This window comes from Roseisalinus antarcticus (genome assembly GCF_900172355.1).
GTDB classification, from domain to species: Bacteria; Pseudomonadota; Alphaproteobacteria; order Rhodobacterales; family Rhodobacteraceae; genus Oceanicola; species Oceanicola antarcticus_A.
Genome location: NZ_FWFZ01000001.1, coordinates 43,953 through 58,858, shown reverse-complemented (window position 1 = coordinate 58,858; position 14,906 = coordinate 43,953). Strand labels below are relative to the sequence as shown.

Genomic DNA, 14,906 nt, shown 5'->3' with positions numbered 1-14,906 from the left:
GCTTTCAACGACGACCAGCCTAAAGGAAAGACCGGGGGCGACGACAAACGGATTCGAAATCGATGTAGTTTTCGCCTGCCGCACAGAATTTGGGCGTGGACCCTGAATCAAGAACGCGGATTGACAGGTTTGGCGACTTGGGCGAGCGTCCAAAACATCAAAGCGCTTTGGCGTTCGGCGGTATCCGACCGGGCCAACAGGGCGTTGCGGTTCAAGAACAATCGCGCAAAGCGCGACATGCAAGACTTGGGAGGTCTATTCATGAAAAGAACACTCTATACCGGCGCAGCCATTGTGGCCCTGTCGGCCGGCATTGCGCATGCCCAGGAGCTGGTTTTCCCCGTAGGCGAGGGCGAATTCAACTGGGACAGCTACACGGCCTTCGCCGACTCGCATGACCTGAGCGGCGAGACCCTGACGGTCTCCGGCCCCTGGATCGGCGACGACAAGGATCTCGTGGACAGCGTCATCGCCTATTTCGAGGAAGCGACGGGCGCCGAGGTCGAGTATTCCGGCTCCGATTCCTTCGAGAGCGAACTGCGCCGCGCCAGCCAGACCGGTGGTCTGCCGAACATGGCCGTGATCCCGCAGCCGGGTCTTCTGGCCGATCTGGCCGCATCCGGCGACGTTGCGCCCCTTACCGAAGAGGACGCGAACTGGATCGCCGAGAACTACGCGGCCGGCCCGAGCTGGGTCGATCTGGCGACCAGCATGAACGAGCAGGCCGGGGGCGAGGCGCTCAACGGCTTCTTCTACAAGGTCGACGTGAAATCGCTTGTCTGGTACTCGCCGGCGGTCTTCGATGAGCTCGGCTACGAGATCCCGACCACGATGGAAGAGCTCATCGCGCTGTCGGATCAGGCGGTCGAGGATGGTTTCAACCCCTGGTGCATCGGCCTGGGCAGCGGCGACGCGACCGGCTGGCCGGCGACCGACTGGGTCGAGGACATCATGCTGCGCACGCAGCCGCTTTCGACCTATGACGCCTGGGTGTCGAACGAAATGCCGTTCACCGATCCGGCCGTGGTCAACGCGATCGAGACCTTCGGGTCGTTCGCGCTGAACGAGGAATACACCGGCATGAGCGGCGCCGAGGTTGTCAGCACCGACTTCCGCGACAGCCCGGATGGCGTGTTCACCCTGCCGCCGTCGTGCCTGATGCACCGTCAGGCGTCGTTCATCCCGACCTTCTTCCCCGAAGACGCGGATTTCGACTTCTTCTACTTCCCGTCGTTCGAGAGCGAAGACCTCGGCAACCCGGTGCTCGGCGCCGGCACGGTCTGGGCGATCACCGATGACAACGACGCCGCCCGAGCGATGATCGACTTCCTCAAGACGCCGATCAGCCACGAGCTGTGGATGGCCCAATCCGGCTTCCTCACGCCCCACAGCGGCGTGAATACCGAGCTCTACGCAGACGATACGCTGAAGGGCATGGGTGAAATCCTGCTTTCGGCCACCTCGTTCCGCTTCGACGCATCCGACCTGATGCCGTCCGAGGTTGGTGCGGGCGCCTTCTGGACCGGCATGGTCGAGTATCTGCGCACCGGCGACGCCGAAGGCGAAGCGGCCTCCATCCAGGCCGCCTGGGACGCGATCAAGTAAGGTCTGACCGGGACCCAAGAAACGGGTGAGCGCGGCCGTCGGGCGCCGCGCTCACCCGCCAAGAACAAGCATCAAGAACCGATCTCGCCGGCCCTGGTGGCCTGTGTTCGATCGCGGCCAAGGGGGGAGACACCATGTTCGATTCCGTTCTGTTCACGGGCATCGTAACAATCATCGTCGGTGTAGGCGGGATGTTCGCCTACTTCTGGTTGTCCAACATGTTTCTGGACAAGGTGCTGTTCCCGGCATCCGGGCCGAACATCGGCCGCAACATCAACCGCGCCACCGCCATCCGGCCCTGGCTTTTCCTCTTTCCGGCGATCTTCGCCCTGGGGCTCTATCTCGTCGTCCCCGTGGGATATTCGGCCTGGCTTTCGGTGACGTCTGGCGTTGCCGAGGACGGGGGCTGGTATCGCAACTACTCCGAGATCTTTCAGAACCGCACCTTCCGCGTGGCCCTTCTGAACAACCTGCTCTGGGTGCTTGTCGTGCCTGCGGGGGCGACCTTCTTCGGCCTCGTCGCGGCCCAGCTCACGGACCAGCTGTCCTGGGGTAACATCGCCAAGTCACTCATCTTCATGCCGATGGCGATCAGCTTCGTCGGCGCCTCGCTGATCTGGTCCTTCGTCTACCACCCCAGCATCGACATCGGCGTGATCAACGCGATCCGAGGTCTGTTCGGCGCCGAGGAGGGCGTGACCCTGATCGACGGCCAGATCTTCGACAGCTTCCTGCTGATGGTGGTGCTGATCTGGATCCAGACCGGCTTTGCTATGGTGATCCTGTCGGCTGCCCTGCGCGGCGTGCCCGAGGAAACCGTCGAGGCGGCGATCATCGATGGGGCGAACCCGTTCCAGATCTTCTTCAAGATCAAGGTGCCGCAGATCAAGGGCACGATCGTCGTGGTCTGGACGACCATCACGATCCTCGTGCTCAAGGTCTATGACATCGTGGCGGCCATGGGCAGCCAGTACCGCAACCTCGAGATCCTGCCCACCCAGATGATGCAATACTTCGACAGCGGAAACTATGGTTTCGCGACAGCGATTTCCGTCGTGATCATGGTGCTCGTCCTGCCCGTGATGGTCTGGAACATCCGTCAAGCCCGCGCAGAAATGCGCTGAGAGGGGGACAGTAACATGGAAAATATCGCTGGACAGAAATCGAGCCTCGGGATCGTCACCCATGTGGCGACCTTCCTGCTGGTCCTGATCTGGATCATCCCCACGCTGGGGCTGTTCGTCACCTCGATGCGCGACCAGGATGCGATCTCGCAGACCGGCTGGTGGCGGGCGCTTCAGGGCTCTCCGCAGACCTATGTCCTTTCGGCGCCGGTCGACGACCAGGTGCAGGACGGAGACCTCTGGGTCGTCGAGTTGAACGTCTTCGAGGGAGCCAGCGCCGAGGAACTGCCCGAGGACATCATGGACCGCAGCGCCGTCGCCTCGTTCGGTACGTCGCGTCTGCGCGGCCCCTCCACCGATCCGGGCGAAACCGCCGAGGGGCGCGGCGATCTGATGGTCACCGTGCAGTCCAACGGGGATCTGCGCGCCACGTCGCCGGAACGGTTCGACGGACCATTGGTCCTGCCGATGGCGCTGGTCGCGCCGCCGCAGCTGACCACCGAGAACTACTCCGAAGTCCTGACCGACATGAACGCCGAGGAGCGGGCCCAGGCCCGCGACCAGGGGGCGACGCTCACCGACATGCTGTTCAGCGACGAGGCCCTGTTCGGCCCCTTCATCAACACGCTGACCGTGTCGATCCCCGCGACGGTGATCCCGATCATCATCGCGGCCTTCGCGGCCTACGCGCTGGCCTGGATGGATTTCCCGGGGCGCGGGCTGTTGATCGCCATCGTTGTCGGCCTTCTGGTGGTGCCGTTGCAGCTTGCCTTCGTGCCGTTGACGATCATCCACAGCTGGTTCGGAATCGAGAAGAGCTTTCTCGGGATCTGGCTGGCGCATACCGGCTTCGGCTTACCACTCGCGGTCTATCTCTTGCGAAACTACATGGTGGGCCTGCCGCGCGACATCATCGAATGCGCTAAGGTCGACGGCGCCACGGATTTCGAGATCTTCCTCAAGATCGTCCTGCCGCTGAGCTTTCCGGCGCTGGCCAGTTTCGCGATCTTCCAGTTCCTGTGGACCTGGAACGACCTTCTGGTGGCCTCGGTGTTCCTGCCGTCCGATACCGAAAGCACGGTCATGACACGGTTCGTCGTGACCAACCTGCTCGGCTCGCGCGGGGGGGAATGGCACATCCTGGCCGCGGCCGCCTTCGTGATGATCGCGGTCCCGCTCGTGGTGTTCTTCACGATGCAGCGTTACCTTGTCCGCGGACTCCTCGCGGGATCGGTAAAATAGGAACGCAAAATGAGCTTGGCTGAATCAGACGCGCCACAAGCGCATCTCGAAGCGGACCCTGACTGGTGGCGGGGCGCGGTGATCTACCAGATCTATCCGCGCTCCTACCAGGACAGCAACAGCGACGGCGTGGGGGACCTGGGCGGCATCGTGCAGCGTCTGCCCTACATCGCCTCGCTGGGGGTCGACGCGATCTGGATAAGCCCGTTCTTCACCTCGCCGATGAAGGATTTCGGCTACGACGTCTCGGATTATTGCGACGTCGATCCGCTGTTCGGGACGATCGACGATTTCGACGCGGTGGTCGAGATGGCCCACAGCCTTGGCGTCCGGGTGATGATCGACCTGGTGTTGTCGCACACCAGCGCAGAGCATCCGTGGTTCATCGAGAGCCGCGCCAACCGCCAAAACCCCAAGGCCAACTGGTATGTCTGGGCCGACGCCAAGCCCGACGGCACGCCGCCCAACAACTGGCTGTCGATCTTCGGCGGATCAGGCTGGCAATGGGACAGCCGGCGCGAGCAATATTATCTGCACAATTTCCTCGTGTCGCAGCCCGACCTCAACTTTCACGAACCCCAGGTCCAGGAGGCGCTGCTCGACGTGGCGCGCTTCTGGTTGGAGCGGGGGGTCGATGGCTTCCGTCTCGACACGATCAATTTCTATATCCATGACAAGCATTTGCGGGACAATCCTCCGCTGGCGCCCGAGCTTCGCAACGCCAGTATCGCGCCCTCGGTGAACCCCTATAATTACCAGGAGCACCTCTACTCCAAGAACCAGCCGGAAAACCTTGATTTCCTGCGCAAATTCCGCGCGGTCATGACCCCCTACAACGCCGCCGCCGTGGGCGAGGTCGGCGATGCGCAGCGGGGCATGCAGATCATGGGCGAATATACCGCCGGCGACGATCTGATGCAGATGTGCTATGCGTTCGAATTTCTCGCGCAGGATCAACCTACTGCGGGACGTATCGCAGAGGTGATGACCCGCCTCGACGAGGAAGCGGCCGATGGCTGGGCCTGCTGGGCGTTTTCCAACCATGACGTGGTCCGTCACGTCTCTCGCTGGAACCTGACGGAACCGGCCAACCGGATGCTGACCACGCTCATCATGTGCCTGCGCGGCTCGGTCTGCCTCTACCAGGGCGAAGAGCTGGGCCTGCCGGAGGCGGATGTCTCCTACGAGGACCTGCAGGATCCCTATGGCATCGAGTTCTGGCCCGAGTTCAAGGGCCGCGACGGCTGCCGGACCCCGATCCCTTGGGAGCCGTCGAACCAGTCGGCCGGCTTTACCGATGTGAAGCCCTGGCTGCCTGTTCCGATCAAGCACCTGCACCAATCCGTCGCCGTGCAGGAACAGGACGCGTCCGCAATCCTGCACCATTACCGCCGGGCGATCGCCTTCCGTCACGCCAATCCGGTGCTGATGAACGGCGACCACGACGCGGTGCGCCACATGGGCGACGTCGTCTATTTCTTGCGGTCGCAGGACGGGGTGAGCCTGCTGTGTGCGTTCAACGTCTCGGACCAGCCGTCCGAATTCGAATTGCCCGAGGGTAGGTGGAAGCAGGTGGGTGCAGAGCTTGGCTCGGCCGCCGTGCCCACAGATGGCAAGCTGCTTCTGGAGCCATGGCAGGTCTGCCTGGCCGAGCGGCAATAACAAAGAAAACGTCAGGGAGGGAACACAATGGCCGACTTGAAGCTGACGAATGTCGCCAAGACTTATGGTGGCACCGTCGAGGTGCTCAAGAACATCAACCTCGATATCAAGAAGGGCGAACTCATCGTGTTCGTTGGGCCATCGGGCTGCGGCAAGTCCACGCTGTTGCGGATGATCGCGGGGCTGGAAAAGATCTCGGGCGGCGAGCTGGAGATTGACGGGGACGTGGTCAACGACGTGCCGCCCGCGCAGCGCGGGATCGCGATGGTGTTCCAGTCCTACGCGCTCTATCCGCACATGACCGTGCGCGACAACATGACCTTCGCGCTGAAGCTGGCCAAGAAGTCGCCGGCCGAGATCGACGCCGCGGTGGCGAAGGCCTCCCGGATCCTGCAGCTTGAACCCTATCTGGACCGTCTGCCCAAGGCCCTGTCGGGCGGGCAGCGTCAGCGGGTGGCCATCGGCCGGTCCATCGTGCGCGATCCCAAGGTGTATCTCTTTGACGAACCGCTTTCGAACCTCGATGCGGCGCTTCGTGTGGCGACCCGGATCGAGATCGCGCAGCTCAAGGAATCGATGCCGAATTCCACGATGATCTACGTGACCCACGACCAGGTCGAGGCGATGACCCTGGCCAGCCGGATCGTGGTCCTGGCCAACAAGGGCATCGCCCAGGTCGGCACCCCGCTGGAGCTTTATGAGCGGCCCGAGAACGAGTTCGTCGCCCGCTTCATCGGCTCGCCCGCCATGAACCTGTTTTCCGGCGAAGTGACCGAGACCGGAAGCCGGACCGTGGTCAAGCTCGACAATGGCGGGACGGCCGTCTCATCGGTGCCGACCCAAGCCGCGGACAAGGGGCTGAAGGTCAATGTCGGCGTGCGCCCGGAGGATTTCGTGCCCGCCGACGGCGAACCGCTCTATACCGGCCATGTGGACATCACCGAGGCGCTTGGCGAGGTCACGCTGCTCTATTGCGATGCCGTCGATAACGAAGAGCCGGTGATCGCCAAGCTGCCGGGCATCCAGGCCAATGTGCGGGGCACGGATGTCAAGCTGACGGCCGAGCCGGACAAGGTGCAGATCTTCGCCAACGGCCAGTCGCTCTATTACCGCTAGGCGTATGGCGCAGGTCCTGACGAAAGGATGTCACGCGGTCGTCGCGTGGCATCCTTTTTCATGTCCGGAGGAGGCGTCAGTCAGGGAATGATGCGGGTGTACTTGGTCCCGTCGACCGTGGCGCCGACGCGCAGCCCCGCCTGGGCAAAGACCAGCGCGATGATCGGCGAGCGCGAGGTCAGCGTCTCGGCCGCCAGGCTGTCGGCCTGATCGCGCAGGGCGTATTCGACGTTGGCCCCGGCGACCCAGCCGTCGCTGCGGCGGAACTCCAGCAGCGCCTCATCGGTCATGAAGAACAGGACGTGCGAATATTGCTGCGCCCCGATCTGCAGCCCGCCCGAGAGCGTCGTGGCCGAATAGTAATCCACCGTGGTGCCGCCGACCCGTAGGGCGCCGGTGCCGTAGGCGCCGCCGATGCCGAAGCCGGCCTCGGTGATCAGCGGCATGACCAGCATGCCGGTGGATTTGCCCATCAGGTCGAAGGAGGAAGGGTAGCGCTGTTGCATGAAGGCCAGCGTGCTGTCCACGCGGGCGTCGATGGTCGCATCGTTGGTGTTGCCGATCCCGTTGCCACAGGCGGCAAGCGCCACGGGCGCGACCGAGGCGGCGATAAAGCCGCGTCTGGTGAAAGTGCTCATGTTGTGCCTCATCTGCCTGTCGGCCTTATGTGACCGATCACCGCAGACTATAGGGGCCAAGACGCCCGCTGTCACTACGGGTTGCGCACGGCCGGCGGTCCGCGGCCGGGTCAGCCGCCCAGAAGCTCGGCCGCCTCGGGGGCGAAATAGGTCAGGATGCCGTCGCAACCCGCCCGGCGGAAGGCCATCAGGCTTTCCATCATCACCTTCGGCCCGTCGAGCCATCCGTTCTGGGACGCCGCCTTCAGCATCGCGTATTCGCCCGAGACCTGGTAGGCGAAAGTCGGTACGCCGAAGCTGTCCTTCACCCGCCGGCAGATGTCGAGATAGGGCATGCCGGGCTTGACCATGATCATGTCCGCTCCCTCGGCCAGGTCCCGTTCCACCAGTCGCAGCGCCTCGTCGGAATTGGAAGGGTCCATCTGGTAGGTCGTCTTGTCGCCCTTCAGCGCCCCCGAGGCGCCCACCGCGTCGCGGAACGGGCCGTAGAAGGCGCTGGCATATTTCGCGGTGTAGGACAGGATCGCAACTTTCTGATATCCCTCGCTTTCAAGTGCCGTGCGCATGGCGCCGATACGGCCGTCCATCATGTCCGAGGGTCCGAGGATATCGGCGCCGCAGGCGGCCTGGGCCAGCGCCATCTTCACCAGCGCCTCGACCGTGCGGTCGTTGACGATCTCGCCGTCTTCGACATAGCCGTCCTGGCCGTTGATGTTATAGGGATCGAGCGCGATGTCGGTCATCACGGCGATCCCGGGGGCGGCGTCCTTGACCGCGCGGATCGCGCGGTTGGCGATGTTGTCGGGGTCCCAGGCCATGGCGCAATCCTCGGTCCGGGCCTCCTGCGGGGTGTAGGGAAAGATGCAGATCGCGGGAATGCCCAGGGCTTCGGCGCGCCTGGCGGCCTTTGCGACCCGGTCCACGGTCAGCCGCGAGACGCCGGGCATCGAGGGGATCGGCTCTTCGGCGTCGTGCCCGTCCATCACGAAGACCGGCCAGATGAAATCGGCGGGGGTGAGGGTTGTCTCGCGCACCATGGCGCGCAGGGCGGGCGTGCCGCGCAGGCGGCGCAGGCGCGCCGCGGGGAAGGGGGCTACGGTGGGTTTCATCTGGGCAGGCCTTTCGTGTCACAATTTCGAGGTGCCATGGAATATCGCGTTCCACAAGGCTCGCCTTCCCGGAAATGCGCGGTTAGGTTCCGCGAAAATGACGAGCGGCGGCTGCAAGTGAACTGGACAGAAACGGTCTTCGAAGTCATCGACATGCGATCCTTCTCGAATCTGTGGTTCTGGATCGCGCTGGCGGTGGTGTGGTCGACGGCAAGCCATTGGGTGCTTGGCGTTCCGTTCGACATGGTCACCCGGGCCCGGCGACACGGCGGCCAGGCGCAGGCCGACCTCGAGGAGATGGTGCGGATCAACGTCTCGCGGATCCTCTATATCGGGCGGGTGTCCGGCCTGGTCCTGCTGGGGTTTCTCTGCTTCGTGCTGACGAGCCTCGCGGTGCTGGGCTTTGCCTATAACGTGGAGTTCGCCCAGGCGCTGTTCCTGCTCGGCCTGCCGATGTCCTTCGTGGGGGCGCTGTCGCTGTCGACCGCCCGGCTGATCGAGACCGAACGGCCGGAAGCGGAGGTGTTGAACAAGCGGCTCACCCGGCACCGCCAATATGTCCAGGTCATCGGGATGCTGTCGATCTTTGTCACAGCACTTTGGGGTATGTGGCAGAACCTCGACCGCAGCTTTCTGTTCAACGGCTTCTAGGGGGCGCTGCCCCCTCTTGGCCCGGGGCCAATTCACCCCCGGGATATGGCAAGGCAATGAAGAGCCGGGGGGCGCATCGCGCTTGACACGGACCGCGCAGGGGGTAGGTCAGCCACCATGTCCGAGACAACCTCCCTGACCGTCGGCGGCGCTCCCGAAGGGTTCGACGCGCGCCTTGTCCTTGCCGAGGCCGCCAGGCGCGGCGGGGCCGTCATCCATGTGGCCCGCGATGACAAGCGCATGGCCGCGATGCAGGCGGCGCTTGCGTTCTTCGCGCCCGAGATGCCGGTTTTCGTCTTTCCGGGCTGGGATTGCCTGCCCTATGACCGGGTGTCGCCCAATGCCGATATCTCGGCCACGCGGATGGCGACGCTGGCGGCGCTGGTACATGCGATGCCCAAGCGGTTCGTCCTGCTGACGACGATCAACGCGGCCAGCCAGAAGGTGCCGGCCCGCGAGACCCTGCGCGAGGCGGCGTTCCGCGCGGTTGTGGGCGAGCGCATCGACGAGAGTGCGCTGCGCGGGTTCCTGGCGCGGATGGGGTTCTCGCAGGCGCCCACGGTGACCGAGCCCGGGGATTACGCGGTGCGCGGGGGGATCATCGACATCTATCCGCCGGGCGAGAGCGGGCCGGTGCGGCTCGACCTGTTCGGGGATACGCTGGACGGGGCGCGGAGGTTCGATCCGGCGACCCAGCGGACCACGGAGAAGCTCGACATGGTCGAGCTTGCGCCGGTGTCCGAGGTCATTCTGGACGAGGCGGCGATCACCCGGTTCCGGCAGAACTACCGCCTGGAATTCGGCGCCGCGGGCACCGACGACCCGCTCTACGAGGCGGTGAGCGCGGGGCGCAAGCACCAGGGGGTGGAGCATTGGCTGGGCCTGTTCCACGACCGGCTGGAGACCCTGTTCGACTACCTGCCCGGTGTCTCCGTGACGCTGGATGACCAAACCGACGCGGTCCGCGACAGCCGCTGGCTGATGATCGCGGATGCCTACGAGACCCGCCGGCTGGCCCTGGAGCAGAAATCGCGGCACGACAGTGTCTACAAGCCCGCGCCGCCCGGGACGCTCTATCTCGACGATGCGGGCTGGCAGGAGGCCATCGGGGGGCGGCGGGCGCTGCGGTTCTCGCCACTGCCGCGGGCCTCGGGGCCCGGCGTGATCGACGCAGGCGGGCGCGTGGGGCGCAACTTTGCGCCGGAGCGTCAACAGGAAAGTATAAGCCTTTTCGGTGCCTTGGCCGCGCATATTCGTGCAAAGCTCGAAGACGGGCCGGTGGTCATCGCCTCTTACTCCGACGGGGCGCGGGAGCGTCTTGCCGGGTTGATCGAGGACGAGGGGCTGACGGAGACGATTGCGGTCCCGGACTTCACGCGGGTTGGCAAGAGAGGCCTGCATCTTGTTGTCTGGGCATTGGAATCCGGCTTCGAAGGGCCGCTGGACGACCGCCGGTTCACGGTCATTGCCGAGCAGGATGTGCTGGGCGACAGGCTGATCCGCACCACAAGGCGCAAGCGGCGGGCCGAAAATTTCCTGACCGAGACCCAGAGCCTGACGCCCGGCGATCTGGTGGTCCATGTGGACCACGGCGTCGGCCGCTACCTGGGGCTGGAGGTGGTGACGGCGGCGGGCGCGGCGCACGAATGCCTGCTGCTGGAATATGCCGAAAAGTCAAAGCTCTACCTGCCAGTCGAGAATATCGAGCTGCTGTCGCGCTTCGGCCACGAGGAGGGCCTGCTCGACCGGCTGGGCGGCGGTGCCTGGCAGGCCAAGAAGGCCCGCCTGAAGGAGCGGATCCGCGAGATGGCCGAGCGCCTGATCCGCGTCGCCGCCGAACGCGCCCTGCGCACGGCCGCAACCCTCACGCCGCCCGACGGCATGTGGGAGCAGTTCCTGACCCGCTTCCCCTATGCCGAGACCGACGACCAGTTGACGGCGATCGAGCAGGTGCTGGACGACATGTCTTCGGGCAGCCCGATGGATCGGCTGATCTGCGGCGACGTGGGCTTCGGCAAGACCGAGGTGGCCATGCGCGCGGCCTTCGTCGCGGCGATGTCGGGGGTGCAGGTCGCGGTGATCGCGCCCACGACGCTGCTTGCCCGCCAGCACGCGCAATCGTTCAAGGAGCGGTTTCGCGGCTTTCCGGTCAACGTGCGATCCCTGTCGCGCTTCGTGGGCCAGAAGGAGACGGCGGAGACCAAGGCGGGGCTGATCTCGGGCGACGTGGATATCGTCGTGGGCACCCATGCGCTGCTGGCGAAATCGGTGAAGTTCCGCAACCTCGGCCTGCTGGTGATCGACGAGGAACAGCGCTTCGGCGTGGGGCACAAGGAACGGCTGAAGCAGATGCGCTCGGACGTGCATGTGCTGACGCTGACGGCGACGCCGATCCCGCGGACGCTGCAGATGAGCCTGTCGGGGGTGCGCGAGCTGTCGATCATCGGCACGCCGCCCGTCGACCGGCTGGCGATCCGCACCTATGTCTCGGAGTTCGACACGATCACGATCCGCGAGGCCCTGCTGCGCGAGCGTTACCGCGGCGGACAGAGCTTTTTCGTCGTGCCGCGGATCTCGGACATGGCCGAGATGGAGGCGTTCCTGCGCGAGGAGGTGCCGGAGGTCAGCTTCGTCACCGCCCATGGCCAGATGGCGGCGGGCGAGCTCGACGACCGGATGAACGCCTTCTACGACGGCAGATACGACGTGCTTCTGGCCACGACGATCGTCGAAAGCGGGCTCGACATCCCCACCGCGAACACGATGATCGTCCACCGCGCCGACATGTTCGGGCTGGCGCAGCTCTATCAGATCCGGGGGCGGGTCGGGCGCTCCAAGACGCGCGCCTATGCCTACATGACGACCAAGCCGCGCACCCGGCTGACCGAGCAGGCAGAGAAGCGGCTGCGGGTTCTGGCCTCGCTCGACACGCTGGGCGCGGGGTTCACGCTTGCCTCGCAAGACCTTGATATCCGGGGCGCCGGCAACCTTCTGGGCGATGAGCAATCGGGCCAGATGCGCGAGGTGGGCTATGAGCTCTACCAGCAGATGCTGGAGGAGCAGATCGCCAAGATCCGTTCCGGCGAGGCGGAGGGGATCGTCGACGACGGCCAGTGGGCGCCGCAGATCAACCTTGGCGTGCCGGTGCTGATCCCCGACACCTACGTGCCCGACCTCGACGTGCGGCTGGGGCTCTATCGGCGGCTCAGCGACCTGACCACCAAGGTGGAGCTGGAGGGCTTCGCCGCCGAGATGATCGACCGCTTCGGAAAGCTCCCAAAGGAGGTCAACACGCTGATGCTTGTCGTGCGGATCAAGGCGATGTGCAAGCGGGCCGGGATCTCGCATCTCGATGCGGGGCCCAAGGGCGCGACGATCCGGTTCCACAATGACAAGTTCGCGAGCCCGGTGGGTCTGGTGGAGTTCATCCAGGCGCAGAACGGGCTGGCCAAGGTCAAGGACAACAAGATCGTCGTGCGGCGGGACTGGACCAAGGAGGCCGACAAGATCAAGGGCGCCTTTGGGATCGCCCGCGACCTGGCCGAGAAGATCAAGGCGAAGAAGGCGGCGTAACTCTCGGACGGGGCAGAAGAAACCCGTTCAGGATCAACAGGCCTCCCGCGAGCAAGACAAAGCCTGCATAGGCGCGCGGGGCAAGATCCTCTCCAAGCACGACCGCGCCCAGCACGATCGCCGTGGGCGGGATCAGCAAGGTGCAGAGCGCGACGTTGCCGCTGCCGGCCATGCCCAGGACCCGGTAGTAGAGCACATAGGCGAAGGCCGTGGACACGCAGGCGTAATAGGCAATGGCAGCAATGGTTTGCGGGGCGAGGCTCAGGTCCGGCGGACCCTCGAACAGCAGCGCCAGCGGCACCGACATCGCGGCCGACATGGCGAGCGTGCCCGCCGCCGCCACCTCGGCCCGGACGCCGCGCAGCCGGATCCGCGCCCAGATCGTCGCCAGCGCATAGCAGAGCGTACCCGCGAGCACCGCAAGCTGCGCCAGCGACGTGATGTCGAACCGCGCGAGCGTGGCAAGGCCGATGGCCACGGCGGCGCCGGCAAAGCCGGTCGTGACCCCCAGCGCCTTGCGCAGGGTCAGCCGTTCGTCGGCAAAGACCAGCGCCGCGAGGATCACCGCCCAGATCGCCGTCGTCGCGTTGAGGATCGAGGTCAGCCCCGTCGGGATGTGCAGCTGCCCCCAGGCCATGAGGGTGAAGGGCAGGACGTTGTTGATCAGGCCCATGACGAGAAAGCCCACCCAGACCGACCGGCCTCGGGGCAGGGGCAACCGGCGCAGGGCCACGACGGACCACATCACCAGCGCCGCCCAGAAGGTCCGGTGGGCGACGACCCAGAACGGCCCGATCTCGTTCAGCGCGATCCGGATCGACAGGAAGGACGCGCCCCAGATCACCGAGAGCAGCAGCAGCTCGGCCCAGGCGCGGGGGGTGAGGGTCTGTTGGGTCATGCCTCACATGATGCCGGATGCGGGGCGGGGGCAATCCGGAACATGCGGCAAGCGCGGGCAGGGCCAGGGCCCCGGCAGGTGCCGGGGCCCGGGATGACCCACAAGGGCCGGCCTAGTCTAGAACGCTGTTCCGAATGTCATGCCGAGGGCAAGGGAGTCGCCGCCGTCGAAGGTCGTGCCATCCTCGGTGACCGCGTTGCCGAGCTGTTGGTAGTCGATCCCGAGGGTGATGCGCGAATTGCCCATCACATAGGTGCCGCCGATGCCGATCCCGCGGGTGCCGTCCGTGGGCGACAGCCGGCTGGCGAAACCGCCCTGCTGCTCCTCAAAGGTGACCCGCGCGAAGAGCGACAGATCCTCGGTGACCTGCCGGCCCACGCCGACGCGATAGGTGGTCACGTCGTCGTCGATCGATGTCACCACGTCGTCGAACAGCTGCTCGTAGCCCGTCGTCCGGATCTCCCACACCGACCATTCGGCGTGGCGGACCGAGCCGAAGAGCAGTGTCTTGGGGGCGATCCCGGTCTGGAAATCGAGGGTCCAGGTATCGGGCATCTCGACGTCCATGGTGGAGTCGAGCGAGAGGCCGGCGGCGGGCAGGATCTCGTTGGTGGAGAATTCGTGCGTCAGGCCCTGTTCATAGGTCAGCGCCACGCGCAGCGCGATCTCGGGGCGTTCGTAGGCGACACCGGCGATCATCCCGACCCGGGTATCGCTGTCGGTGCGGGCGGAATAGGCCAGGGTCCCGGCCGGGGCGCTCGTGGCCAGCACGCCGGCCGGGGCGTTGCCCGCGGCGGCGGCCTGACCGAGGCCCGCGCGGATCATCTGGTCGGGAATCGTGATCGACGCGCGCGAGATGACCTGCCGCGCCCCGCCATAGACCGAGAAGGACTCGTTGAAGTCGTATTTCAGCACGACCGCATGGCCCTTGCTGTCCCAATCCGCGGTCAGCCCGGAGTAGAAGCCGTCGCGATAGGTCGAGTTGGCGCCGAAGGGCTTGTTCCAGAAGAACGACAGCGAGATCTGGTCGTTGATCTGTGTGCGCAGGCTGAAGGACGGTGCGCCGAAATCGTCGGCCATGTCGCCCGATGTGCCCCCGCCCAGGGCGCCCGGATAGCTGCCCTCGACAGTCGGGTGCACGGCGGCAAAGCTGAGCTCTGCGTAATTGCCGTCCTGGAACAGCAAGGAATAGTTGTTGCCGATCCGATCAATGCCGCCTGCGGTCGCGGCGGTTGTCGTCGTAAGCAGCGCGGCAATGGCCGCCGTTGTGTGTTTCATGTGCCTCCCT

11 protein-coding genes are annotated in these 14,906 nt (G+C 65.1%); 7 read left to right on the top strand and 4 right to left on the bottom strand.

Features of this window, described 5'->3' with window-relative positions:
* Positions 1-261: 261 nt before the first annotated feature.
* The 5 genes from ROA7023_RS00265 (at position 262) to ROA7023_RS00245 (ending at position 6,749) form a co-directional block, all read left to right on the top strand.
* Positions 262-1,605, top strand: coding sequence for an ABC transporter substrate-binding protein (locus ROA7023_RS00265; protein WP_085877000.1), 1,344 nt, complete (start codon positions 262-264; stop codon positions 1,603-1,605).
* A 134-nt stretch (positions 1,606-1,739) separates the two neighbouring features.
* Entirely contained in the window at positions 1,740-2,729 is a 990-nt protein-coding gene (locus ROA7023_RS00260) for a carbohydrate ABC transporter permease (protein WP_085876999.1), read from the top strand.
* A 15-nt stretch (positions 2,730-2,744) separates the two neighbouring features.
* Positions 2,745-3,971, top strand: a complete 1,227-nt coding sequence (locus ROA7023_RS00255) for a carbohydrate ABC transporter permease (protein WP_085876998.1) — start codon at positions 2,745-2,747, stop codon at positions 3,969-3,971.
* Between the two features lie 9 nt (positions 3,972-3,980).
* A complete protein-coding gene (locus ROA7023_RS00250; RefSeq protein WP_085876997.1) occupies positions 3,981-5,633 on the top strand; it encodes an alpha-amylase family glycosyl hydrolase in 1,653 nt (550 codons plus the stop codon).
* 27 nt (positions 5,634-5,660) lie between these two features.
* Positions 5,661-6,749 carry an ABC transporter ATP-binding protein gene (locus tag ROA7023_RS00245; RefSeq protein ID WP_085876996.1) on the top strand — a complete coding sequence of 363 codons (1,089 nt, stop codon included), beginning with the start codon at positions 5,661-5,663 and terminating at the stop codon, positions 6,747-6,749.
* Between the two features lie 80 nt (positions 6,750-6,829).
* Here the strand turns inward: ROA7023_RS00245 and ROA7023_RS00240 are convergent, their stop codons facing one another.
* Both ROA7023_RS00240 and hemB read right to left on the bottom strand, forming a co-directional pair.
* Positions 6,830-7,387, bottom strand: a complete 558-nt coding sequence (locus ROA7023_RS00240; protein WP_085876995.1) for a lipid-binding SYLF domain-containing protein — start codon at positions 7,385-7,387, stop codon at positions 6,830-6,832.
* A gap of 110 nt (positions 7,388-7,497) precedes the next feature.
* Positions 7,498-8,496: a porphobilinogen synthase gene (gene hemB / locus ROA7023_RS00235; protein ID WP_085876994.1), complete on the bottom strand. Its 999-nt coding sequence runs from the start codon at positions 8,494-8,496 to the stop codon at positions 7,498-7,500.
* A 117-nt stretch (positions 8,497-8,613) separates the two neighbouring features.
* Here hemB and ROA7023_RS00230 point away from each other — a divergent pair, with 117 nt between their 5' ends.
* Together ROA7023_RS00230 and mfd are read left to right on the top strand one after the other, a co-directional pair.
* Complete coding sequence (locus ROA7023_RS00230) at positions 8,614-9,147, top strand: component of SufBCD complex (RefSeq protein ID WP_085876993.1); 534 nt, start codon at positions 8,614-8,616, stop codon at positions 9,145-9,147.
* A 117-nt stretch (positions 9,148-9,264) separates the two neighbouring features.
* Positions 9,265-12,720, top strand: coding sequence for a transcription-repair coupling factor (gene mfd / locus ROA7023_RS00225; RefSeq protein ID WP_085876991.1), 3,456 nt, complete (start codon positions 9,265-9,267; stop codon positions 12,718-12,720).
* Here the strand turns inward: mfd and ROA7023_RS00220 are convergent.
* Complete coding sequence (locus tag ROA7023_RS00220) at positions 12,698-13,618, bottom strand: DMT family transporter (RefSeq protein WP_085876990.1); 921 nt, start codon at positions 13,616-13,618, stop codon at positions 12,698-12,700. The genes mfd and ROA7023_RS00220 overlap by 23 nt on opposite strands.
* Before the next feature lie 117 nt (positions 13,619-13,735).
* The gene (locus tag ROA7023_RS00215) at positions 13,736-14,896 is read right to left on the bottom strand and encodes an outer membrane protein transport protein (protein ID WP_085876989.1); all 1,161 of its coding nucleotides are present in this window, start codon (positions 14,894-14,896) and stop codon (positions 13,736-13,738) included.
* Positions 14,897-14,906: the final 10 nt, after the last annotated feature.

Excerpts from the sequence above, each read along its gene's own strand:
- ROA7023_RS00215 (WP_085876989.1), bottom strand. The coding sequence starts at position 14,896 with ATGAAACACACAACGGCGGCCATTGCCGCGCTGCTTACGACGACAACC.
- ROA7023_RS00255 (WP_085876998.1), top strand. The coding sequence starts at position 2,745 with ATGGAAAATATCGCTGGACAGAAATCGAGCCTCGGGATCGTCACCCAT.
- hemB (WP_085876994.1), bottom strand. The coding sequence starts at position 8,496 with ATGAAACCCACCGTAGCCCCCTTCCCCGCGGCGCGCCTGCGCCGCCTG.
- ROA7023_RS00220 (WP_085876990.1), bottom strand. The coding sequence starts at position 13,618 with ATGACCCAACAGACCCTCACCCCCCGCGCCTGGGCCGAGCTGCTGCTG.
- mfd (WP_085876991.1), top strand. The coding sequence starts at position 9,265 with ATGTCCGAGACAACCTCCCTGACCGTCGGCGGCGCTCCCGAAGGGTTC.
- ROA7023_RS00240 (WP_085876995.1), bottom strand. The coding sequence starts at position 7,387 with ATGAGCACTTTCACCAGACGCGGCTTTATCGCCGCCTCGGTCGCGCCC.
- ROA7023_RS00250 (WP_085876997.1), top strand. The coding sequence starts at position 3,981 with ATGAGCTTGGCTGAATCAGACGCGCCACAAGCGCATCTCGAAGCGGAC.
- ROA7023_RS00265 (WP_085877000.1), top strand. The coding sequence starts at position 262 with ATGAAAAGAACACTCTATACCGGCGCAGCCATTGTGGCCCTGTCGGCC.
- ROA7023_RS00260 (WP_085876999.1), top strand. The coding sequence starts at position 1,740 with ATGTTCGATTCCGTTCTGTTCACGGGCATCGTAACAATCATCGTCGGT.
- ROA7023_RS00245 (WP_085876996.1), top strand. The coding sequence starts at position 5,661 with ATGGCCGACTTGAAGCTGACGAATGTCGCCAAGACTTATGGTGGCACC.